At 66.2% G+C, this 21,120-nt stretch carries 21 protein-coding genes and 1 tRNA gene; 7 read left to right on the forward strand and 15 right to left on the reverse strand.

Translation table 11 applies throughout. The annotated features are described in order from the left end of the window. Positions 1 to 14 precede the first annotated feature (14 nt). The 3 genes from ABIE58_RS17540 to ABIE58_RS17550 all read right to left on the reverse strand — a co-directional run bounded on the left by ABIE58_RS17540 (position 15) and on the right by ABIE58_RS17550 (position 3,130). Positions 15 to 713: a DUF4145 domain-containing protein gene (locus tag ABIE58_RS17540; protein ID WP_354545975.1), complete on the reverse strand. Its 699-nt coding sequence runs from the start codon at positions 711 to 713 to the stop codon at positions 15 to 17. A gap of 160 nt (positions 714 to 873) precedes the next feature. Continuing rightward, entirely contained in the window at positions 874 to 2,037 is a 1,164-nt protein-coding gene (locus ABIE58_RS17545; protein ID WP_502950114.1) for a trans-sulfuration enzyme family protein, read from the reverse strand. A gap of 1 nt (position 2,038) precedes the next feature. Then, positions 2,039 to 3,130 (reverse strand): anhydro-N-acetylmuramic acid kinase, encoded by a 1,092-nt coding sequence (locus ABIE58_RS17550; RefSeq protein WP_354545976.1) that lies wholly within the window; start codon positions 3,128 to 3,130, stop codon positions 2,039 to 2,041. A 63-nt stretch (positions 3,131 to 3,193) separates the two neighbouring features. Here ABIE58_RS17550 and tyrS point away from each other — a divergent pair, with 63 nt between their 5' ends. Beyond that, entirely contained in the window at positions 3,194 to 4,441 is a 1,248-nt protein-coding gene (gene tyrS, locus ABIE58_RS17555) for a tyrosine--tRNA ligase (protein WP_354545977.1), read from the forward strand. Positions 4,442 to 4,516: 75 nt separating this feature from the next. Here the strand turns inward: tyrS and aroB are convergent, their stop codons facing one another. Continuing rightward, on the reverse strand, positions 4,517 to 5,632 hold the full coding sequence (aroB, locus tag ABIE58_RS17560) for a 3-dehydroquinate synthase (RefSeq protein ID WP_354545978.1): 1,116 nt from the start codon (positions 5,630 to 5,632) through the stop codon (positions 4,517 to 4,519). Continuing rightward, the gene (locus ABIE58_RS17565) at positions 5,629 to 6,138 is read right to left on the reverse strand and encodes a shikimate kinase (protein ID WP_354545994.1); all 510 of its coding nucleotides are present in this window, start codon (positions 6,136 to 6,138) and stop codon (positions 5,629 to 5,631) included. Before ABIE58_RS17565 ends, aroB begins: the two co-directional genes overlap by 4 nt. A gap of 160 nt (positions 6,139 to 6,298) precedes the next feature. Here ABIE58_RS17565 and ABIE58_RS17570 point away from each other — a divergent pair, with 160 nt between their 5' ends. From ABIE58_RS17570 to ABIE58_RS17585, 4 genes are all read left to right on the forward strand, one after another. After that, positions 6,299 to 6,448: a hypothetical protein gene (locus ABIE58_RS17570; RefSeq protein ID WP_354545979.1), complete on the forward strand. Its 150-nt coding sequence runs from the start codon at positions 6,299 to 6,301 to the stop codon at positions 6,446 to 6,448. Next, on the forward strand, positions 6,435 to 7,970 hold the full coding sequence (locus ABIE58_RS17575) for a hypothetical protein (RefSeq protein WP_354545980.1): 1,536 nt from the start codon (positions 6,435 to 6,437) through the stop codon (positions 7,968 to 7,970). The genes ABIE58_RS17570 and ABIE58_RS17575 overlap by 14 nt, the downstream gene beginning before the upstream one ends. Next, positions 7,967 to 8,917 (forward strand): tyrosine recombinase, encoded by a 951-nt coding sequence (locus tag ABIE58_RS17580; RefSeq protein ID WP_354545981.1) that lies wholly within the window; start codon positions 7,967 to 7,969, stop codon positions 8,915 to 8,917. The genes ABIE58_RS17575 and ABIE58_RS17580 overlap by 4 nt, the downstream gene beginning before the upstream one ends. A gap of 70 nt (positions 8,918 to 8,987) precedes the next feature. After that, on the forward strand, positions 8,988 to 10,295 hold the full coding sequence (locus ABIE58_RS17585; RefSeq protein WP_354545982.1) for an HlyC/CorC family transporter: 1,308 nt from the start codon (positions 8,988 to 8,990) through the stop codon (positions 10,293 to 10,295). Between the two features lie 93 nt (positions 10,296 to 10,388). Here ABIE58_RS17585 and ABIE58_RS17590 read toward each other — a convergent pair. The 10 genes from ABIE58_RS17590 to ABIE58_RS17635 form a co-directional block, all read right to left on the reverse strand. Then, a tRNA-Pro gene (locus tag ABIE58_RS17590) sits at positions 10,389 to 10,465 on the reverse strand. 70 nt (positions 10,466 to 10,535) lie between these two features. Continuing rightward, positions 10,536 to 11,642 carry a 3-isopropylmalate dehydrogenase gene (gene leuB, locus ABIE58_RS17595; RefSeq protein WP_354545983.1) on the reverse strand — a complete coding sequence of 369 codons (1,107 nt, stop codon included), beginning with the start codon at positions 11,640 to 11,642 and terminating at the stop codon, positions 10,536 to 10,538. Between the two features lie 91 nt (positions 11,643 to 11,733). After that, a complete protein-coding gene (locus tag ABIE58_RS17600; protein WP_354545984.1) occupies positions 11,734 to 12,759 on the reverse strand; it encodes an endonuclease/exonuclease/phosphatase family protein in 1,026 nt (341 codons plus the stop codon). A gap of 2 nt (positions 12,760 to 12,761) precedes the next feature. Continuing rightward, a complete protein-coding gene (locus tag ABIE58_RS17605; RefSeq protein WP_354545985.1) occupies positions 12,762 to 13,535 on the reverse strand; it encodes a hypothetical protein in 774 nt (257 codons plus the stop codon). A 363-nt stretch (positions 13,536 to 13,898) separates the two neighbouring features. Next, positions 13,899 to 14,504 carry a 3-isopropylmalate dehydratase small subunit gene (leuD, locus tag ABIE58_RS17610; protein WP_354545986.1) on the reverse strand — a complete coding sequence of 202 codons (606 nt, stop codon included), beginning with the start codon at positions 14,502 to 14,504 and terminating at the stop codon, positions 13,899 to 13,901. Beyond that, the gene (gene leuC, locus ABIE58_RS17615) at positions 14,504 to 15,907 is read right to left on the reverse strand and encodes a 3-isopropylmalate dehydratase large subunit (RefSeq protein ID WP_354545987.1); all 1,404 of its coding nucleotides are present in this window, start codon (positions 15,905 to 15,907) and stop codon (positions 14,504 to 14,506) included. The genes leuD and leuC overlap by 1 nt, the downstream gene beginning before the upstream one ends. Before the next feature lie 54 nt (positions 15,908 to 15,961). Next, positions 15,962 to 16,117: a hypothetical protein gene (locus ABIE58_RS17620; RefSeq protein ID WP_354545988.1), complete on the reverse strand. Its 156-nt coding sequence runs from the start codon at positions 16,115 to 16,117 to the stop codon at positions 15,962 to 15,964. Positions 16,118 to 16,183: 66 nt separating this feature from the next. Beyond that, positions 16,184 to 17,248 (reverse strand): Hint domain-containing protein, encoded by a 1,065-nt coding sequence (locus ABIE58_RS17625; RefSeq protein ID WP_354545989.1) that lies wholly within the window; start codon positions 17,246 to 17,248, stop codon positions 16,184 to 16,186. A 95-nt stretch (positions 17,249 to 17,343) separates the two neighbouring features. Further along, positions 17,344 to 18,258 carry a lipid A-modifier LpxR family protein gene (locus ABIE58_RS17630; protein ID WP_354545990.1) on the reverse strand — a complete coding sequence of 305 codons (915 nt, stop codon included), beginning with the start codon at positions 18,256 to 18,258 and terminating at the stop codon, positions 17,344 to 17,346. Between the two features lie 197 nt (positions 18,259 to 18,455). Next, a complete protein-coding gene (locus ABIE58_RS17635) occupies positions 18,456 to 19,361 on the reverse strand; it encodes a LysR family transcriptional regulator (RefSeq protein ID WP_354545991.1) in 906 nt (301 codons plus the stop codon). Between the two features lie 102 nt (positions 19,362 to 19,463). Between ABIE58_RS17635 and metF the strand changes: the two genes are divergently transcribed. Then, positions 19,464 to 20,330: a methylenetetrahydrofolate reductase [NAD(P)H] gene (metF, locus tag ABIE58_RS17640; protein ID WP_354545995.1), complete on the forward strand. Its 867-nt coding sequence runs from the start codon at positions 19,464 to 19,466 to the stop codon at positions 20,328 to 20,330. A 144-nt stretch (positions 20,331 to 20,474) separates the two neighbouring features. Further along, entirely contained in the window at positions 20,475 to 20,966 is a 492-nt protein-coding gene (locus tag ABIE58_RS17645; RefSeq protein WP_354545992.1) for a PaaI family thioesterase, read from the forward strand. Positions 20,967 to 21,120 lie beyond the last annotated feature (154 nt).

Consider the following 21,120-nt stretch of genomic DNA (forward strand, 5'->3'; position numbering starts at 1 on the left):
AATCGCAATCGCTTTTACGGTTTTGATTTTATTTTTCGAGCGCGCAAGCGATCTACCAAACTTTTCAACTGATATCTGGATTTAAGAATTTCTTTTGCAAGTTCAATGGAATCTTCAGACTCACCCTTTCCAATCTGGCTATAGTTTATCGCAGTGATATGCGCGGCGTCATTTCCAAGAGCTTTCAATTCCCCCATAGCGTCAAATAATTCTTCTGGCAGTGTAATTTTCGACCGAAGTGCAACAAGACGGGCGTGCAGATCTTTTCCAGCTGCACCACTTTCATCACATATTTCCTCTAGAAGTCGTCGAACCATCATCGCAGATGCGCGATATGCACCAGCGGCATGGCATGAGATTGCCTCTTCAAGTGTAGAAAGGAGTTTAGCAGGAAGCTCGCTTGCATCGAAGTCAATCAATTCAGGTGGCAAAACTCGAACAAATTCACTTGTAGAAGATAAAGTAAAAATGACACCGTTACATTTCGGGTTGGGGCAAACGCGCATAAAGGCGTTTATAAAACGAGCCTTAGTTTTCGATTCTCCTTTCAGATACTTTATCCATTGCAGGCCGCCTGTCTCAGTCAAAAATGTTCCCACGTGAAGGCAGTGTGGGCACCGAACAGATAGTGCTTCTTGAGAAGAACCGTCAACGCGTTGTAAGTTACTATCCGCCTGAAAAATGTTATCGTTGTCAAATTCAAATTCAATCATTTGCTCACAATCTCTTCTCTACGTCTTATGGAAGATCCTACCTGACTTTGTGTTCTGTCAAGATAGAAGCACATTCCAAATGCTGCTCTCAGGCGGTGGAAAGCGTTAACTTTGCAATTCCCAATGCCTGCGTTGAGACCACCCTTAACATACTCCCCCCTCACCCCAGCGCCCCCGCCAAATCCCCGATCAAATCCCCCGCGTCCTCGATCCCCACCGAGAGCCGTAGCAATGTCTCGGGTATCCCGGTATGCGGCTCGATGGTGTGGCGATGTTCCACCAGGCTCTCGACGCCGCCCAGCGATGTCGCCCGGTGAAAGAGCCGCAGCCGTCCCACCACGTCGAGCGCGCGCGCGCGGTCGCCCTTGACCAGGAACGACAGCAGGTAGCCATAGCCGCCCCGCATCTGCCGCGCCGCCACCTCGTGCCCCTCGTGCCCCGGCAGGCCGGGATAGAGCACCGCTTCTACCCCCTCATGCGCATCGAGCCATTCCGCCACCGCCTGCGCGTTGGCGCACATCCGCTCCAGCCGCAGCGGCAGCGTGCGCATGCCCCGCATCAGCAGCCACGCCTCGAACGGCCCGATGATGGCCCCCGCGTCGTGCCGGTCGGTCGCGATCTCGGCCCACATCGGCAAGGCGTCATCGCGGCAGGACAGCACGCCTGCCAGCACGTCGGAATGCCCGTTGAGCGCCTTGGTCGCCGAATGCATCACCACATCCGCGCCGAGATCGAGCGCGCGGGTGAGCACCGGCGTCGCCGCCGTGCCATCCACCACCAGCACCGCGCCCGCCTTGTGCGCGTGCCCGGCGGCAGCGGTGATATCGACGCAGCGCAGCCACGGGTTCGACGGCGTCTCGATCCAGACCATATCCGCCGAGGACCGGCACGCCGCCGCCAGCGCCGCCGCGTCGGATGCCTCCACCTCGTCCAATATGATCGCGCGGCGCACGCAATAGTCGCGCACCCATTTCAGCGTGCCCCAGTAGATGCCGGTCTGCATCACCACCCGCGCGCCCGAGGGCAGCGCCCGGAACACCGCCGCCACCGCCGCCATGCCCGACGGGAAAAGCAGGCTCGCCGCCGCGCCTTCGAGCGCGCGCACCACCTCCTCGGCCTGGCGCACGGTGTCGTTCTGGTCGCGACCATAGGTATTCTCGGGGCGCAAAAGCCCGTAATCCTCGCCCCGCAGATAGGTGCTGGCCACGCTGATCCCCGGCACCACGCCGCCCGTCGCCACGTCCTGCGCCCCTGCCGCCTGCGCCGCGATGGTCGCGGGTTCGAGCCTGTCATTCATCCTGTCGAGTTCCTTTTTTATTGTCATGTCATGCCCTGCTCAGCGTGCCGCCCGAGACGGCGGCGCGCACCCCCGTGGTGCCGGGGCAGGACGTGGGCAGCCCCCGCGCCACCCGCACCGCCAAATGCGCAAAAGCCTGCGCCTCCAGCATGTCGCCGTCAAGCCCCGCCGCCTCGACCGGGCCCACCGGGCAGCCAAGCGAGGCGCGCAGCATCTCCATCATCACCGGGTTCTGCCGCCCGCCCCCCGTCACCAGCACGCGGGCGGGCGGCTCGGGGCAATGTTCCATCCCGCGCATCACCGCCGCCGCAGCCATCGCCGTCAGCGTCGCGGCGGCATCGGCATCGCCCAGCTCGCCCACCAGCGCCACCATCTCGGCGAAGGCGTCGCGATCCAGCGATTTGGGCGGCATCCGGGTGAAATACGGCTCGTCAAGGAACAGCTCCAGCGCGCCCTGCGCCACCCGCCCCCGCCGCGCCAGCGCGCCGTCGCGGTCACAGTCCAGCCCCAGACGCGCCTGCACCAGATCGTTGAGCGGCGCATTCGCAGGGCCGGTGTCAAAGGCCAGAAGCGCGCCATCGTCCTCAGGCCGCGCGCAACGGGGATCGACCCATGTCAGATTGCCCACGCCGCCGAGGTTGAGAAAGGCGAGCGGTGCCGCAGCACCCATCCATTTCGCACAGGCGAAATGATAGAACGGTGCCAGCGGCGCGCCCTCGCCGCCGAAACGCACATCCGCGCTGCGGAAGTCCCACACCACCGGCACGCCCAGCGCGCGCGCCAGCGCCGCGCCGTCACCCGCCTGATGCGTGCCGCGCCCGCGCGGCTCATGTGCCAGCGTCTGGCCGTGAAACCCCACCAGCGCCGCGCCGTCAAATCCGCCCAGCACCTCGATATGCGCGGCCTCGACCACGCGCGCCGCGTCCTCTACCTCGGGGCCGGTCCAGCGCCCGAGCGCGGCCCGCAGCACCGCCCGCTCGCCCGGCGTGTAGGGGCGATAGGCCACCGGGCCAAAGCCCGAAATCACCTCGCCATCGGTCTCGATCATGGCCGCGTCCACGCCATCGAGCGATGTGCCCGACATCGCCCCAAGCGCCCGCACGCGCCCCGCCTTCAACATGCTCTTTTCCTTCACCCCGCGACTGCCTATACATGCCGCGCAAATCAAAGCGGGACAAGCACCATGACCTATCAGCCGAAATCGGATTTCCTGCACATCATGCAGGCACGCGGCTATCTCGCGGATTGCACCGATATCGAGGCGCTCGACGATGCGCTGCGGGCGGGCACGGTGACGGCCTATATCGGCTATGACGCGACCGCCAAATCGCTCCATGTCGGGCATCTCCTGAACATCATGATGCTGCGATGGTTGGAGAAATGCGGACACCGGCCAATCACGCTCATGGGCGGAGGAACCACCAAGGTGGGCGATCCCTCGTTCCGCTCTGATGAGCGCCCGCTGCTGAGCCCTGACCAGATCGCCGCCAATATAAACGGCATGAACCGGGTGTTCGCGCGCTACCTCTCCTACGAGGATGGTGGTGCCATGATGCTCGACAATGCCGAATGGCTCGACGGGCTGAATTACCTCGATTTCCTGCGCGATATCGGGCGGCATTTCAGCGTCAACCGGATGCTGTCATTCGAGAGCGTGAAATCGCGGCTCGACCGCGAGCAATCGCTGTCCTTCCTCGAATTCAACTACATGATCCTGCAAGCCTATGATTTCCTGGAGCTTTACCGCCGCCACGGCTGCACGCTCCAGATGGGCGGCTCGGATCAATGGGGCAATATCGTCAACGGCATCGACCTCACCCGCCGGGTTCTGGATCAGCAGGTTTACGGCCTCACCTCGCCGCTGCTCACCACCTCGGACGGGCGCAAGATGGGCAAATCGGCGGGGGGGGCTGTCTGGCTCGATGGCGACCTGCTTTCCCCTTACGAATTCTGGCAGTTCTGGCGCAACACCACCGATGCCGATACCGGGCGCTTCCTCAAGCTCTATACCGAATTGCCGGTGGAGGACTGCGACCGCCTCGGCGCGCTTGCAGGCTCCGAGATCAACGAGGCCAAGATCATCCTCGCCAACGAGGTGACAACGCTCTTGCACGGGGCCGAGGCCGCACAGGCCGCCGAGGCCACGGCGCGCGAGGTGTTCGAGCATGGCGGCGTGGGCGATGACCTGCCCACGCTCGATCTGACCGCAGCGGAGGTGGCGGGCGGCATATCCATCGTGCAGCTCATCGTGCGCGCGGGGCTGGCGAAATCCGGCAAGGAGGCCAAGCGCCTCATCGCCGAGAACGGCGCCCGCCTCGACGATGCGCCGCTCACCGATGCGGGGCTGATGCTCGACGCGGGCGCTCTTGCCTCGCCCGTCAAGCTCTCTGCGGGGCGCAAACGCCACACGCTGGTGCGCCTCGCCGACTGATCCGCGCGCATTCCGATTTCTTGAAAAGAAATCGGTCCGAAGTCTTTTAAAGACTTCGGACCTCACCGCGCGACCCTATCGGTTGGCCAGCGCCGCGTCGAGCACCGCTTTCACGTCGTCGGCGGGCACGTCCGAGGTGATGAAAGCATCCCCGATCCCGCGAGCAAGGATGAATCGCAGCCTGCCATCCACCACTTTCTTGTCCTGCGCCATGAGCGCGACCAACCCATCCGTATCCGGTAATTCACCTTCAATATCAGACAGATCTACCTTCATCTTCATGTCGCGCAGATGCGCGCGCACGCGGCTTGGCTCTTCCTGGCTGCACAGGCCCAGCCGCGCCGACAGCTCGAACGCCAGCGCGCAGCCGATGGCCACCCCCTCGCCATGCAACAGCCGCGCCCCATCATATTGTGTTGCCGCCTCCAGCGCATGACAAAATGTATGACCGAGGTTGAGCAAAGCCCGTTCGCCCTGCTCGGTTTCGTCGCGCGTCACGATCCCGGCCTTCATCTCGACCGAGCGTTTCACCAGGTGGATGCGCGCCGCCATATCGCCAGCAGCAGCGCGTGAAGAATGATCTTCAAGCCATTGAAAGAAATTGCTATCTCCTAAAAGCCCGTATTTCACCACCTCGCCATAGCCCGCGAGGTAATCGCGCTCGGTCAGCGTGCCCAGCACTTCCGTGTCGGCCAGCACAAGGACCGGCTGATGAAACGCCCCCACGAGGTTCTTGCCGAGGGCCGAGTTGATCCCGGTCTTGCCCCCAACGGAACTATCCACCTGCGCCAGCAGCGAGGTCGGTATCTGCACGAAGCGCACCCCGCGCCGCAGGATCGCGGCGGCAAAGCCCACAAGGTCGCCGATCACCCCGCCGCCAAAGGCCACGACCACGTCGCCGCGCTCGATCTTCTGCTCCAGAAGCCACTCCACGACCCGCTCCAGCATGGCCCAGCACTTGGTGCCCTCGCCCGGCGGCAGGCGCAGGCATTCCGCAGAAATACCCGTTCTTTCCAGTCCCTTGCGAAGCGTTTCCCAATGCAGCCCGGCCACCGTCTCGTCGCTCACCACGGCCACGCGCGGCCGCGTCAGCAGCGGCGCGATGCGCGCCCCCGCCTGCGCCAGAAGCCCCGGCCCGATCACCACGTCATAGGCCCGCGTGCCAAGCGGCACATGCACGCATTCGATCATTTCACCCCCTCCAGAACATCCGCCCGCGTGGCCAGTGCGGCCTCGACCTGTGCGGCCATGTCGTCGATCGTATAGCTGCTCTGCGCCTCGACCCGCAGATCCGCCAGCGCGTAGAGCGGCACGCGCGCCTGCATCAGCGCGCGCAGCGTCTCGCGTGGATCAGATGTGCGCAGCAAAGGCCTGGTATTCTTGCCTTTTACCCGCGACCACAGAAGATCAAGATCAGCATCAAGCCAGACCGATACGCCCTTTTGCGTGATCAATTCGCGGGTGCGCTCGGCCAGGAACGCGCCGCCCCCCACCGACAGCACCGCCGGGCGCGCCTCAAGCAGCCGGTCGATCACCTCGCTTTCGCGGGCGCGAAAGAACCCCTCGCCATCGCGTTGAAAAATCTCGGCAATCGTCATGTTGGCGGCCTTTTCGATCTCGACATCCGAATCGAGGAAAGGCACCCCCAACCGCGCCGCGAGCACCCGCCCCACGGCGGTCTTGCCCGCGCCCATCATCCCCACAAGCACGACCGATTTCTTCAATTTCCAGCGCTTGCCAGCCGACACACCGGCGCTCCCCTGCCTGTTCTCGAGATTTTGCACTCAATGGCGTGATCTTGTCGGAAATGCCAGCTATAAGTGGCCAAAATCACCCCACGAGCAGAGGGGCCACACCATGTTTCGCCTTATCAAATGGCTGTTTTACCTCGCGATCCTCGGTTTCATAGGGCTCATAGGCTATGCCTATCTCGGCCCGTTCTTCGGTGCGGATTTCACGCCCGCGCAATCCGAGATCCGGCAGGACCTCCTCCTTGAGATCGACTAGCGCGCTCCTCGCCGCCCTCTTGTGGTCGGGCACGGCGGCGGCCGAGGCCCCGCTCTCGGCGATTGACTGGCTGAGCGAGATGGCCCCTGCCACCGTCACGCCCCCCGCCCCCACCGCCGAGACCGCCACCCGCCCCGATGTGACGGTGACCCCGCTTGGTGCCTCGCGCGTCGATGCGGCGGGGCTGTTGCCCGGCACCACGACTGGCCTGCCCCGCACCCTCTGGAGTGCGAGCGCCACGGCGACGCTCACCCGCGCTCTCGGGCGCCTGCCCGCGCGCCCGCTGCCCGCGATGCAGGCGCTCTATTACACGCTCTTGCTGGCCGAGGCCGACGCCCCGCCCGACATCACCGGCGACGCGCCGTTTCTGCGCGCGCGGATCGCGGCGCTGCGCCGCTTTGGCGCGGTAGAGCCTGCGCTGGCGCTCGTTGAGCGGGCGGGCGGGGCCACGCCTGCGCTGTTTGATGCGTGGCTCGACCTCGCGCTGCTCGATGGCCGCGAGGATGCCGCCTGCGCCGCCCTCGCCGCCGCGCCGCATCTGAGCCGTGATCTGGGCGCGCGCATCTATTGCCTTGCGCGCGCGGGGGATTGGCAGACCGCCGCGCTGATCCTGCACGGGGCCGAGGCGAGCGGTGCCATCACCGAGCCCGATGGCACGCTTCTGGCGCTTTATCTGGAGCCGGAGCTGATTGACGCGATTGCCGCGCCAGTCCCGCCCACCACCATGACGCCGCTACGCTTTCGGCTCTACGAGGCCATCGGAACGCCGCTGGGCACCCAGGATCTGCCGCGCGCCTTTGCCATGGCCGATCTGCGCGGCACCGCCGGCTGGAAGGCCGAGATCGAGGCCGCCGAGCGGCTGGCGCAGACCGGGGCGCTGGCGGCGGCGCGGCTCTTTGCGCTTTATACCGCGCGCAAGCCCGCCGCCTCGGGCGGGGTGTGGACGCGGGTCGCGGCGGTTCAGGCGCTCGACCGCGCGCTGGACGCCCGCGACGGGGCCGCCCTTGCCGAGGCGCTGCCCGCCGCGTGGGAGGCCGCGCGCGCGGCCGGGCTGGAAACCGCGCTCGCGGAGATTTTCGCCGAGCGGGTGCTGGCCGCCGCCCCCCTGCCCGCAGAGGCGCAGGTTCCCGCAGAGGCACAGGCGCGCGCGACCGAAATGATCCTGCTGTCGCCGCTCTACGAGCGCGCGCACGAGACCCACGCCCCCGCCGCGCCGCGCGACAGGCTTCTGGCCGGAATCGCGCGGGGCGCGCCCGAGCCCGCCGATGCCACCACCCGGATGCAATCGGCGATTGCCGCCGGGTTCGCCGCCACCGCTGCCGCGCCCGAGCATCAGCGCCTAATCAATGAGGGGCGGCTGGGCGAGGCGATCCTGATGGCGGCGGCCTTGCTCGACCACGGGGCCGAGCGCGCCGCGCCCTCGGCGGTGCGCGCCGCCATCGCCACCCTGCGCGCCGTCGGGCTGGAAGATACCGCCCGGCGCGCGGCGCTGCAAATCCTGATCCTCGGGCCGGGGACATGAGCGCCGCCACTCCCACGCCCGAGACCCGCATCGCCACCTTTCTCGAGGCGCAGGCCGCCGAGCTGGGCGCGGCGCAAAACACACTCATGGCCTATGGCCGCGACCTGCGCGATTACGCGGGCTGGCTGTCGACGCAAGGCGCGGGCGATCTGCTCAGCGCAACGCAGGCCGAGATCGAGGCCTATCTCGTGGCCTGCGAGGCCGAGGGGCTGGCACAGGCCACCCGCGCGCGTCGGCTCTCGTCGATCCGGCAATTCTATCGCTTTGCCGTCGAAGAGGGCTGGCGCGAGGCCAACCCGGCGATCCGCCTGCGCGGGCCGGGGCGCAGCCGCGCCTTGCCGCGCACGCTCTCGGAGCACGATGTCGAGCGCCTGCTGGAGGCGGCGGGAGAGATCGGGCGCGGCGAGGTCGAGCGGGGGCGCAACGCCGCGCTGGTGGCGCTGCTCTATGCCACGGGGATGCGGGTGAGCGAGCTTGTCGGCCTGCCGCTCTCGGCGGCGCTGGGCGAGCCGGAAATGCTCCTGGTGAACGGCAAGGGCGGCAAGGAACGGATGGTGCCGCTGTCGCCGCCCGCGCGCGTGGCGCTGGCGGCATGGCTTGCGCTGCGCGCACGCGACAAGGCGCGCGCCGCCTCGCCCTGGCTTTTCCCCTCGCCGGGCCGTGCCGGGCACCTGACGCGGCACCGCTTTTACGGCCTCATCAAGCAGATCGCGGCCCATGCCGGGATCGACCCCGAGGCCGTCACCCCGCACCGGCTGCGCCATGCCTTTGCCACGCATCTTCTGGCGGGCGGGGCCGATCTTCGGGTGATCCAGATGCTGCTGGGCCATGCCGATCTGGCCACCACCGAGATCTATACCCATGTGCTCGACGCGCGGCTGCGCGCGCTGGTCGACGCGCATCACCCGCTGATGACCGCACGCCGCGACGCCCCAGCAAAGGGCTGAGCGCGCGCGCCTTGATCGCGCCGCCCCGAGACCGCATAACCGCGCCAGATCATCACAAGGACGCAAACCGATGGATTCGCTCGCCGCCGCTCTTGACCCGACATTCTGGATCACCACGCTGTCGATCCTCGGGCTGCTGGTGCTCTCGGGGTTCTTCTCGGGCAGCGAGACGGCGCTCACGGCGGCCTCGCGCGGCAAGCTGCGCGCGCAGGCGGAAAAGGGCTCCAAGGGGGCCGAAACCGCGCTCATCATCACCGAGGATAACGAGCGGCTGATCGGCTCGGTCCTGCTGGGCAACAACCTCGTCAACATCCTCGCCGCCTCGCTCGCCACCGCGCTTTTCACCCGGCTTTTCGGCGAGAGCGGCGTGGCGCTGGCCACGCTGGTGATGACGCTTCTGGTGCTGATCTTCGCCGAGGTGCTGCCCAAAACCTATGCCATCACCAATGCCGAAACCGCCGCCGCGCGCACCGCGCCGCTGGTCGTGTGGGTGATCCGGGTCTTCGATCCCGTGGTGGCGGCGGTGCGCTGGCTGGTGCGGCTGATCCTGCGCTGTGTCGGCGTGCAGACCGATCCCGACAGCCATATCCTTGCCGTGCGCGAGGAAATCGCCGGTGCGCTCTGGCTGGGCCAATCCGAGGGCGTGGTCGAGAAGGAGGACCGCGACCGCATCCTCGGCGCGCTCGATCTCAGCGACCGCGCGGTCGAGGAAATCATGCTGCACCGCTCGCGCATCGAGATGCTCGATGTCGAGGCGCGCCCGCGCGACATCCTCGCGCAATGCCTTGCCAGCAATCACACGCGCCTGCCGCTCTACGAGGGCGACCCCGACAATATCGTCGGCATCGTCCACGCCAAGGACCTGCTGCGCGCCATCCACAAGGTCGCCGTCGAGAGCGAGACCGGCGTGACCGAACTCGACGCGTTCGACGTGCGCACCATCGCGCGCGAGCCCTATTTCGTGCCCGAGACGACCACGCTCGACGAGCAGATGCGCCAATTCCTGCGGATGCGCAGCCATTTCGCGCTGGTGGTGGATGAATACGGCGCGCTCCAGGGGCTTATCACGCTCGAAGACATCCTGGAGGAGATCGTGGGCGAGATCGTCGATGAATTCGACGCCGAGGCCGATCACCCGCTGCGCCGCGCCTCGGATGGCGATTACATCGTCGATGGGGCCATGACCATCCGGGACCTCAACCGCGCCACCGACTGGGCGCTGCCCGACGAGGCCGCCAACACCGTCGCGGGCCTTGTCATCCACGAGGCGCAGACCATCCCCACCGCCGACCAGGTGTTCAGCTTTCACGGCTTCCGGTTCCAGGTCATGGCGCGCAAGGACAACCGCATCACGCGGCTGAAAATCCGCAAGCTGTGAGGGCGGACTGAAATTTCAGGCGATCAGACCGGCTGTTCAGGTTCAGCGAACCAGAGCGACCTGCCCTTATCGTCATCCATCATATGGATGTATTGGTCGGGCTGAGAGGATTCGAACCTCCGACCCCCTGCTCCCGAAGCAGGTGCGCTACCAGACTGCGCTACAGCCCGACCGTGTCGCGCGGGATAGACGAGGGCACGGGGGTTGGCAAGCGCGAAATGCGCGCCATCCCCCGTCCTGTCACAGGCTTGCGTCGAGCGCGGCGAGGATCGCATCGCCCATGCCCGCGGTCGAGACCGGCGTGCCGCCCTCGGGCCCCATCAGATCGGCGGTGCGCACGCCGTCTGCCAGCACCTTTTCCACCGCCGCCTCGACGCGCGCGGCCTCATCGCCCAGATCGAACGAATAGCGCAGCGCCATCGCAAAGCTGAGGATACAGGCGATCGGGTTGGCCTTGCCCTGCCCCGAGATATCGGGCGCGCTGCCATGCACCGGCTCATAGAGCGCGCGGGGTCGGCCATTGACCATCGGCGCCCCAAGCGAGGCCGAAGGCAGCATCCCCAGCGAGCCGGTGAGCATCGCCGCGCAATCCGACAGCACGTCGCCAAACAGGTTATCAGTCACGATCACGTCGAACTGCTTGGGCCAGCGCACAAGCTGCATCGCGCCGTTATCGGCATACATGTGGCTCAGCTCTACCTCGGGGTATTCGGCGTCGTGCACCTCCTGCACCACCTCGCGCCAGAGCACGCCGGATTCCATCACATTGGCCTTTTCCATCGAGCAGACCTTGTTCGACCGCTTGCGCGCCAACTCGAACGCAGACCGCGCGACGCGGGCAATCTCGGATTCGGTATAGCGTTGCGTGTTGATGCCGACGCGCTCGTTGCCCTCCTTGTGGATGCCGCGCGGCTCTCCGAAATAGACGCCCGAGGTCAATTCGCGCACGATCATGATGTCGAGGCCCGCGACAACGTCCTTTTTCAACGAGGAAAAATCCGCCAGCGCGTCAAAGCATTGCGCCGGGCGCAGGTTGGCGAAAAGGTCCATCTCCTTGCGCAGGCGCAACAGGCCGCGCTCGGGCTTCACGCTGAAATCGAGGTCGTCATATCGCGGCCCGCCGACCGCGCCCAGCAGGACCGCATCCACCTCTTGCGCGCGTGCCATGGTGTCGTCATGCAGCGGCACGCCGTGCTTGTCATAGGCGCAGCCGCCGACCAAATCCTCGCTCACGTCGAAGGCGATGCCGCGCTTCGCGCCGAACCAGTCGATGATGCGGCGCACCTCGGCCATGACTTCGGGGCCGATCCCGTCACCGGGCAGGATAAGAAGCGAGGGGTTGCTCATGGGGTCTGTCCTCTTGGGGCTGTGGTTGCGAGCGTGGCCTAGCGCCCACGCGCGGCGGGGTCAAGAAAGGTAGCGTCAAGAAAGGCTGCGGTCAGTCGAGCGCAAGATCGACCCAAACCAGCCGGTGAGGTCCCGCCGTCACCGCCGCCCCATGCCCCGGCGCGCCCTCCTCGGGCCAGTAGACACCCGCGCCCGCCACCGTCAGGTCTGCCGAGGGCAGGATATAGCTTACCCGGAGCGGGCCGGTGGCCTCCCATTCCACGGTGGCGCGCCCCGGCAAGGGATCGCGCAGCCGTGGATCATCGAGCAGCGCACGGATCGCCCCGCGCCGCCCCTCGCCGCGCTCCGGGTCAAGGTTGGCATCCCCGATGATCGCAAAGCGGCCGGCAGGCGCGGGGCCGAACGCCCCGTCGAAATAAAGCTGCCAGAAGCGGAGTTCGTCGGCGTTGCGCCGCCCGTTGCGGTCCTCCGGCCCGTCGAAAACCGGCGTGGTGGCGTGGAAGGTCAATAGCGTGAGCGGCCCCGAGCCAAGCATCACCGGCACCGCCCAATGCGCCACCGACGAGAGCCGCTGCATCGCCTGCGCCTCCTGCGACGGGAACGCCCGCCCATCCGGCCAGCGCGGCAGCAGCGCATCGGGCAGGTCGCGCCACGGCATGGCGCTGAACTCCACCGCCGCCGCCTCATCGAGCGGATAGCGCGACAGCACCGCCATGCCACCCTGCCCCGAGAACCTGCCATAGCCCTGCGCATCGCGCGGCCCGCCGCGCCGCCCGTCGCCATCCATGTCGAGCCCGGTGGGCCAGCCACTGTTGGGCCGCCGCGCGAAGAGGTGCGAATAATAAGGCCCCGCCTCGGCGATCCGGTCGCGCAAGGCCGCAAGCGCGCGCAGGCGCAGATCGTAATCGACCCCCTGCACCACCAGCACATCCGGGGCCACCGCGCCGATCACCCCGGCAATGGCCTCCAGGCGCGGATCATCCCCGCGCCGGATGTCGCGCAGCAACAGGCCCGGCCCCCGGCGATCCAGCTCCAGATGCCATGTCGCGATCCTGATCGTCTCGGCATGGGCTGCAAGGGCAGCGGCCATGAAGGCCACCACGAGGGCGGCGCGCATCCTCACACGCCCTGAAGCGCGCGGCCCTCCTCGACGGGAGAGCGCGCGGCGGCATAAGAGCGGCGGCGCTTGTCCTCGATCATCGCGGCGATCCGTTGCATGGCAATGCCGCGCATCAACAGGCTTGCCGGCAAAAAGGCCCAGACGCTTACCGTCCAGATCAGGGTTTGCGGATCATCCAGCGACACCGGGCCGATAATCGCCGCTGACAGCCGCAGGATGGCGGGAATGGCAAAGGGCAGCACGATCCCCAGACCGAGGTTGAGCACCGCATCGCGCCGCAGCCGGTAGAGCACATCGCCGCCCCCCGTGGGATCGAACAGCGGCAGGTTGATCCATACGTTGAATGGCCCGCTGCGCGTGGGCCAGCCAAGAAACCGCACGAAGACTGCGAACACGACCACCATGCCGAGCGACAGCGCATAGGCCAGCGCGGCCATCCGGCGCAACAGCCCTATCTCGGCCTCCGGGGGCACGAGCAGCACCATCAATCGCACCGGCGAAAACGGGAAATCGATCACATCCGCCATACGCCCCGCGACGCCATCAAGCCCGACAGAGATCGACGACGGCATCACCTGACCGCGCATCATGATCGACAGCGAGACAAGGATCGCCGCAAGGGTGGCAAAGCGCAGCCGGTTATAGGGCGGGGCAAAGCGGAATTCGAGCAGGCCGGGATAGCGTGCCGTATATTCCAGCGCGGTAAAGGTCGCGGCCAGCAGCGCCAGCAAAAGCACGACCTGCGCGGTCGCCGGTTGGGTCAACGGCATCATCAAGGCCGGCGTTGCCACCAGCATGGCCAACATCAGTGCCCGCGCAAGCGCGCCAGGTGTCTGGGAGACCACCGCTCTTCCCCTTCATCCCGACCGGTCGCGATTCAATGCCGCGCCCTTGTGTCGATGTGATACCGCCAAATGTGGCGGTCTGCCTCAATCCTGCCCCATTCTTGCCGCCTTTCCCGCGCTGTCGCAAGGGACAAGGCCCAGCCAACGAGAGAGTTGGGGCGATTTCATGGCAGAACTGGTGCAGGAATGCATCAATGCACCGGAATTGCGCCGAAAAATTTCGGCGCAATTCCCGGCTGTCACATCATGTTGTGGTATGCTGCGGCCCTGCTACAAGGGCCGCAGCCCCGCTCAGACCCAAGGGCGCGCCTGCGCGGCCTGCGCCTCAAAAGCGTCGATGGCGGCGGATTTCTCCAGCGTCAGGCCGATATCGTCGAGCCCTTCGAGCAGGCAATGCTTCTTGAACGCGTCCACCTCGAAGGAAAAGACCTCGCCGTCGGAGGTGGAAACGGTCTGCGCCTCCAGATCGACCTCGATACGCGCATTGGCCCCCTTCTCGGCCTCGCGCATCAGCGCGTCCACCTGTTCTTGCGGCAGGGCAATCGGCAGGATGCCGTTCTTGAAACAGTTGTTGTAAAAGATATCGGCAAAGCTGGGCGCGATCACGCAGCGAATACCGAAATCGAGGATCGCCCAGGGCGCGTGCTCGCGCGACGACCCGCAGCCGAAATTATCGCCCGCCACAAGGATCTGCGCCTCGCGATATTGCGGCTTGTTAAGCACGAAATCGGCGATCTCGCTGCCATCATCGTCATAGCGCATCTCGTCAAACAGGTTGACCCCCAGCCCCGACCGCTTGATCGTCTTGAGAAACTGCTTGGGGATGATCATGTCGGTATCGACATTGATCAAGGGCAGCGGCGCGGCGATGCCGCTAAGTTTTTCGAATTTTTCCATCACATCATCTCCCTGACATCCGTAAGCCGCCCCGTCACCGCCGCCGCCGCCGCCATGGCGGGGCTCATCAGATGCGTGCGCCCGCCACGGCCCTGGCGGCCCTCGAAATTGCGGTTCGATGTGGCCGCGCAGCGCTCGCCGGGGCTGAGCTGATCGGGGTTCATCGCCAGGCACATGGAACAGCCCGCAAGCCGCCATTCAAACCCGGCTTCGATAAAGATATCCGCCAGCCCCTCTTCCTCGGCCTGCGCGCGCACGAGGCCCGAGCCGGGGACGATCATGGCGCGCTTCACCGCGATCTTCTTGCCCTTCAGGATCGCCGCCGCCGCGCGCAGATCTTCGATCCGCCCATTGGTGCAGGAGCCGATAAAGACCGTGTCGATCTCGACATCCGAGAGTTTTTGCCCCGGCGTCAGGCCCATATAGTCCAGCGCGCGCCGCGCCGCCTCGACCTTGCCGCCGTTGAAATCCGAGGGGTCAGGCACCGAGGCAGTGATCGGCAGCACATCCTCGGGGCTGGTGCCCCAAGTCACGACGGGGGCAATATCCTCGCCCTTGAGCGTCACGACCTTGTCCCAATGCGCGTCCGGGTCGGAATAGAGCGTCTTCCACCAGTTGAGCGCCGCCTCCCACTGCGCGCCCTTGGGCGCGTGGGGCCGCCCCATCACATAGGCAAAGGTCGTCTCGTCCGGCGCGATCAGCCCTGCGCGTGCGCCGCCCTCGATCGCCATGTTGCAGACCGTCATGCGGCCTTCCATGCTCAGATCACGGATCGCCTCGCCGCAATATTCGATGACATGGCCGGTGCCGCCCGCCGTGCCGGTCGCGCCGATCACCGAAAGCGTGATGTCCTTGGCGGTCACACCGGGGCGCAGCTTGCCGGTGATCTCGACCTTCATATTCTTGCCTTTGCGCTGAATCAGCGTCTGCGTGGCCAGAACATGCTCCACCTCGCTCGTGCCAATCCCATGCGCCAGCGCGCCGAAGGCCCCATGCGTCGCCGTATGGCTATCGCCGCAAACAACGGTCATGCCCGGCAGGGTCCAGCCCTGTTCGGGGCCGACAATATGCACGATCCCCTGGCGAACATCCGAGACCGGGTAGTAATTAATCCCGAAATCGCGGGCATTCGTGTCCAGCGCCTCGACCTGGATGCGGCTATCCTCGGTCATGGTGGCGGCATTGGCACGATCAAGTGTGGTGGGCACGTTGTGATCGGGCACGGCGATGGTCTTGTCAGGCGCATGGACCTTGCGGCCTGCCATGCGCAGCCCCTCAAAGGCTTGCGGGCTGGTCACCTCGTGCACAAGGTGGCGGTCGATATAGAGCAGGCAGGTGCCATCCTCGGCCTCGTGGGCCAGATGGGCATCCCAGATCTTGTCATAGAGTGTCTTGGGGGACATGAGTCCTCTCCCGTTGCTGAGTGGCTGCGGTCTGAACGGCGGGTGGTCGCGCGCTCAGCGGCGCGCCAGCACGCTGTGCTGCGCCCCGAAAAACCGCCACGGCAGGCGCGCGCGATCGTCCATGTCGAACACCCGGATCATGCAAACCAGATACAGTGCCCCGGCCCCGCTATCAAGAGGCGTGCAAGGGCGCGGTTTCTTCTTGGTCAAAATACTCCGGGGGCGCGCCGCTTGCGGCGACGGGGGCCGCGCCCCCGCCCTGCCCCGCGCGCCGGCTCAGGCCGCCTCGTGCCGCAGGATCGCCGCCTCTGATGCGCTCAGACAGCGCCGCGCGTGCCCGCCATAAAGATGCGGCTCATGCGCGAGGTTGGGATCGAGCATCAAGAGCCGCGCGCGGTCCGCCTCTGTGAGGGTCGAGAGCGCGGCGCTTGCGGGGTGAAAGCTCTCGGTCTCCACGCCGTTGGCCCAGATGATCTCGTGGCAGGGCAGCAACAGGTGGATATAGGTCACTTCGCGCGAGGCGAGATCGACAGCGACGCTGTCATTGTTGACCAGGTCGCGCGCCATCACCAGAACCTCGGGCGTGTTGAAGAGCGCGCGCGTCACATCCCCGCGCACCAGAACCCGGTGCTCGGGGCTGACCAGAAGCGTGGCATCAGGCACGTCGCCCCCCAGCGCCCCCGCCCGAAGCCGCACCGGGCGCAGCCGCGGCATGGCAAAAAGCCGCGCGCCGGTCATACGGCGGCTGCCGATCCAGCGGATATCCTGCGCGCCGCTGTCGCGGGTCTGCACCCGGTCGCCCTCGCACAGCTCTTCCACCAGCCGCGGGCCCTCGGGCGTCTCGATCCGGGTGCCGGGGGTGAAACAGATGACGCCGCCCGAGGCCGCGCTTGTCGCGGCCCCGTGCAGCCCGTCAAGCGCGTGATGCACCACCCACATTTCCGTGCGCTGCGGCGGGATTTCGTCGAGAAACATCAAGAGCGGCAACGCGCCGCCGTCAAGCTCGATCACCGTCACCGTATAGCTGCGCAACCCGTCGGTGACGACAAATCCCAGATCGTTGAGCGGCTCGTCCACCTCGATCCGTTCCAGATCGCGCCGCCCGCTCATCGCCGCGCCCACCAGCCGCCGCACCATCCGTGCCGCGCGCCTGCGCTGCACCGCCTCACCATCCGCCATGCCCAGCCGCAAAAGGTTCTGCGGCCCGTCCACGCGCACCGCTTCACCCTGCCAGGACCATGTCATCCCGACAGTCATGGCCCGTGGCGGCAATGCGCCCTGGCCATCCAGTTCTGTTTGCGACCAAGAGATGACGAACGTGCCACGAAAGCCCGTTCCCATGCCCTGATACCTGCCTCTCGTCTTTTTTTATTGGCTTTACAGTAGCAAAAGCGATTCGCTCTGAAAAGCCCCCGCGCGCCCGCGGGGGCTTTTTCTCAGAAACGGAGGCGGAATTGCAGCGAGCCGACAACCTGCCCCTCGTCCTGGCCCTCGAATTCCTCGCCAAGCCAGGTAACCCCGTAAAAGACCGAGCCGCCGCCGCGCCCCTCCCAATGCATCCCGCCGCGCACGCGCGCGCGCGTGTCCTCGGCCTGCACCCCGCTGCGCGAGGGCAGGAATTCGCTATCCTCGACATAGGCGATATCGGCGCCCAGCACGAAGGCATAGCCGGGCACATCCTCGCGCACCACCCGGTAGCGCTGGCCGGTCACCGGCTCGCGCACCAGCAGTTCGCCTTGCGTCAGGCGGCCAAAGGTGATGTCGGCCCCGGCGCGCACCAGCGTCTCCACCCCAACGCGTGCCTCGGCAAAGGGCCTGAGCCGCAGCGCGCCAAGCTCGAAACTGCGCCCGGCCTCGATCACGGCCGTGGGGTAAAACTCGTCATCCACCTGGTTGCGCCGCACGGTGCCCGACATCTCGTCGCCGCCAAAGATATCGTGGAGAAACCCCTGGAAATCATCGAGGCCGGTCTGTTCCCCGGTCACCACCAGATCGCCACCCAGCGCATATTCCATAGGCCCGCGCGTCATGTGGCTGTGCAACCCCAGGCTCAGCGCCCCGACGAAGGGGCGGTCCCCCGGCGCAGGGGTAGAGATATCATCGGGCGCGATGATCTCGCCGTTAAAGCGCAACTCCAGCATCTCGCCAAGGCGCGCAGGCGCGGCCCCGGTCCAGTCGGGGGCATAGATGCGGCTCGACGCGACAGAGCCGCTGCGCCAGCGGTCATCGCCATCGCCGATCACATCATTGGTGAAAACTAGCCCGTATCCGACGCGTGTGCGCCCCTCGGCCTGCACCATGCTGGTGCCGACAAGGCAGACCCCGAGGGCCAGACCCAAAAGACGCACCATCGCGCGCGCTCCTATCCGATGCCCCCCCGGGCACGATTGCGATAGCACCGCTCAAGGGCGGATTTCCAGCGAAACCGTGGCAGGGACGCGGCATTTGCGCAAATACCCCTCCTCATGCGCGCCTGCCCTCGGCGGGCGTGGCGCGCATATCCGACATCCGAGAGGGTTTGCACGAAGAGGAGCGCGCCTGCCCGCCCCTATCCCCGCTGCAAGCGCACCGGGATTTCCCGCGCCAGCCGGATGAGATGCGCCATATAGGGCTTGTCGGCATCCTCCTCGCGGATCGCGGCATAGAGCCGCTTGGTCTTGCCCTCTGCCGTGAGGGGGCGGGTCACGTAATCCTCGCTGCTGCGCAACTCGCGCACCACCCAATCGGGCAAGACCGCCACCCCGCGCCCCGAGGCAACCAGCAACAGGATCACCGCCGTCAACTCCACCTGCCGGATGCTGCGCGGCTCCACCCGCGCGGGCGTCAGCAACTCGGTGAACACGTCGAGCCGCGAGCGATCCACCGGGTAGGTAATCAGCACCTCGCCCGCGAAATCCGCCGCCTCGACGAAATCCTTTGCCGCCAGCGGGTGCTGGCTCGACGCCACGAAAACCGGCTCGTAATCAAAGAGCGGCTTGAAGGTGATGCCGGGCAGATCCTCGGGGTCCGAGGACACAACCAGATCCACCTCCTCCTTTTGCAGCGCGGGCAGCGCATCAAAGGCAAGGCCGGGGCGGATATCGACATCGACATCGCCCCAAGTCTTGCGAAACCGCTCCAGCACCGGAAACAGCCACTCGAAACAGGCATGGCATTCGATCGCCATGTGCAACCGCCCGGCGCTACCCTCGCGCAGCCCCTCGAATTCCTGCTCCAGCGCCTCGATCTCGGGCAGGATCTTCTCGGCCAGCCGCAGCAGGCGCTGGCCCGCCGCCGACAGGCGCAACGGCTTGGACCGCCTCACGAAAAGCTCCACCCCGGCCTGATCCTCCAGCCCCTTGATCTGGTGGCTGAGCGCCGATTGCGTGATGTGCAGCAGGTCCGCCGCGCGCGCCAATCCACCCGCCTGATGGATGGCGCGGATCGTGCGCAGGTGCCGGAACTCGATATGCATATATTAGCGCGCCTCATTCAAACCATGAAATTAATGAAGTTGTCTCACAATGCTGCACTTGCAACAAGGGGGCAACCTTTACTCCGTTACAGGATGACCCCGATGAAAACGCCCCGCATCTCGTTCGAATTCTTCCCGCCCAAGTCGCTCGAAGCCTCGTTCCGCCTGTGGGACACGGTCCACACGCTGGCCCCCCTCGGCCCGCGCTTTGTGTCGGTCACCTATGGCGCGGGCGGCACCACGCGCGAATTGACCCGCGAGGCGGTGGGCACGCTGCACAAGGCCACCGGGCTCAACGTCGCAGCGCACCTGACCTGCGTCGATGCCAGCCGCGCCGAGACCCTTGCCATCGCCGATCAGTTCGCCGCGGCGGGGGTCACGGAAATCGTCGCCCTGCGCGGCGATCCGCCCAAGGGCGCGGGCGGCTTTACCCCCCATCCCGAGGGCTTTGCCAATAGCTGCGAGCTGATTTCGGCGCTGGCCGAGACCGACAAATTCACCATCCGTGTCGGGGCCTATCCCGAGAAACACCCCGAGGCCGCCGACAGCCGCGCCGATATCGACTGGCTCAAGCGCAAGATCGACGCCGGGGCCTCCGAGGCGATCACGCAGTTCTTTTTCGAGGCAGAGACCTTTCTGCGGTTTCGCGATGCCTGCGCGGCGGCGGGGATCACCGCGCCGATCATCCCCGGCATCCTGCCGATCGAAAACTGGCAGGGCGCGCGCAAATTCGCGCTGTCCTGCGGCACGCAGGTGCCCGGCTGGCTCGACGATGCCTTTGACAAGGCGATCCGCGACAACCGCCACGACCTGCTGGCAACGGCGCTCTGCACCGAATTGTGCAGCGACCTGATCGAGGAGGGCGTGGACGACCTGCATTTCTACACGCTGAACCGCCCCGATCTGACCCGCGACGTGTGCCATGCGCTGGGCGTGACGCCACGGGTGGAACTGCGCGACGTGGCCTGATCCGCCCTCCGTTCCCTGCGCGCGGGCCCCTTCGCCGCGTCATCTGCCCCGGCCTGCGCCGGGGCTTTTTCGTGGTCCCCGCACCGCCCCCTTGATCCGGGCCCGGCCACGTCCTACCAAGACAGGGCCAGACCGGAGACCGCCATGCCCCACCGCGCCGCCACCTCTGCCGCCGACCTGCCCGACCGCGCGGCAATGCTTGCACGCTCGGGCCTTGCCTTTGTCGAGGACATGATCGCGGGCCGCCTGCCGGTGCCGCCTATCGGCGTGACGCTGGGCTTTGCCCCCACCGAGGCGCAAAGGGGCCGCACCGTCTTCGAGGGCGTGGCGGAATTTGCCGCGCTCAACCCGATGGGCGGCGTGCATGGCGGCTGGTATGGGGCCATCCTCGACAGTTGTATGGGCTGCGCGGTGATGACCGAACTGGCGCAGGGCGAGGCCTATACAACGCTCGATTTCGCGGTGAACATCACCCGCGCCCTGCCCACGGGCACGCCCGTGCGCGCCACCGGCGAGGTGCAGCACCGCGGCCGAAGCACCGCCGTCGCGCGCGGCGAATTGCGCGGGCGCGACGATGGTCGGCTCTATGCCACCGGCACCACCACCTGCCTCGTGATGCGCCCCGAGGCGGGGTGATGCGGTGCGGGAAGCGGCGTGAAGGCCCTTGAGTGGACATTTCAGGCACAGCGTCATTTGCGCGGAATCAAGCAACCGTCTCAGGACGGCGGGTTTGGTTGCCATGGCGTGTCGCGCTTGAGGACGGTGTTGGCGAGGAGGATGAGCTTTCTGG

This window comes from Roseovarius sp. MBR-78, from assembly GCF_040547535.1.
Taxonomy (GTDB): Bacteria; Pseudomonadota; Alphaproteobacteria; order Rhodobacterales; family Rhodobacteraceae; genus Roseovarius.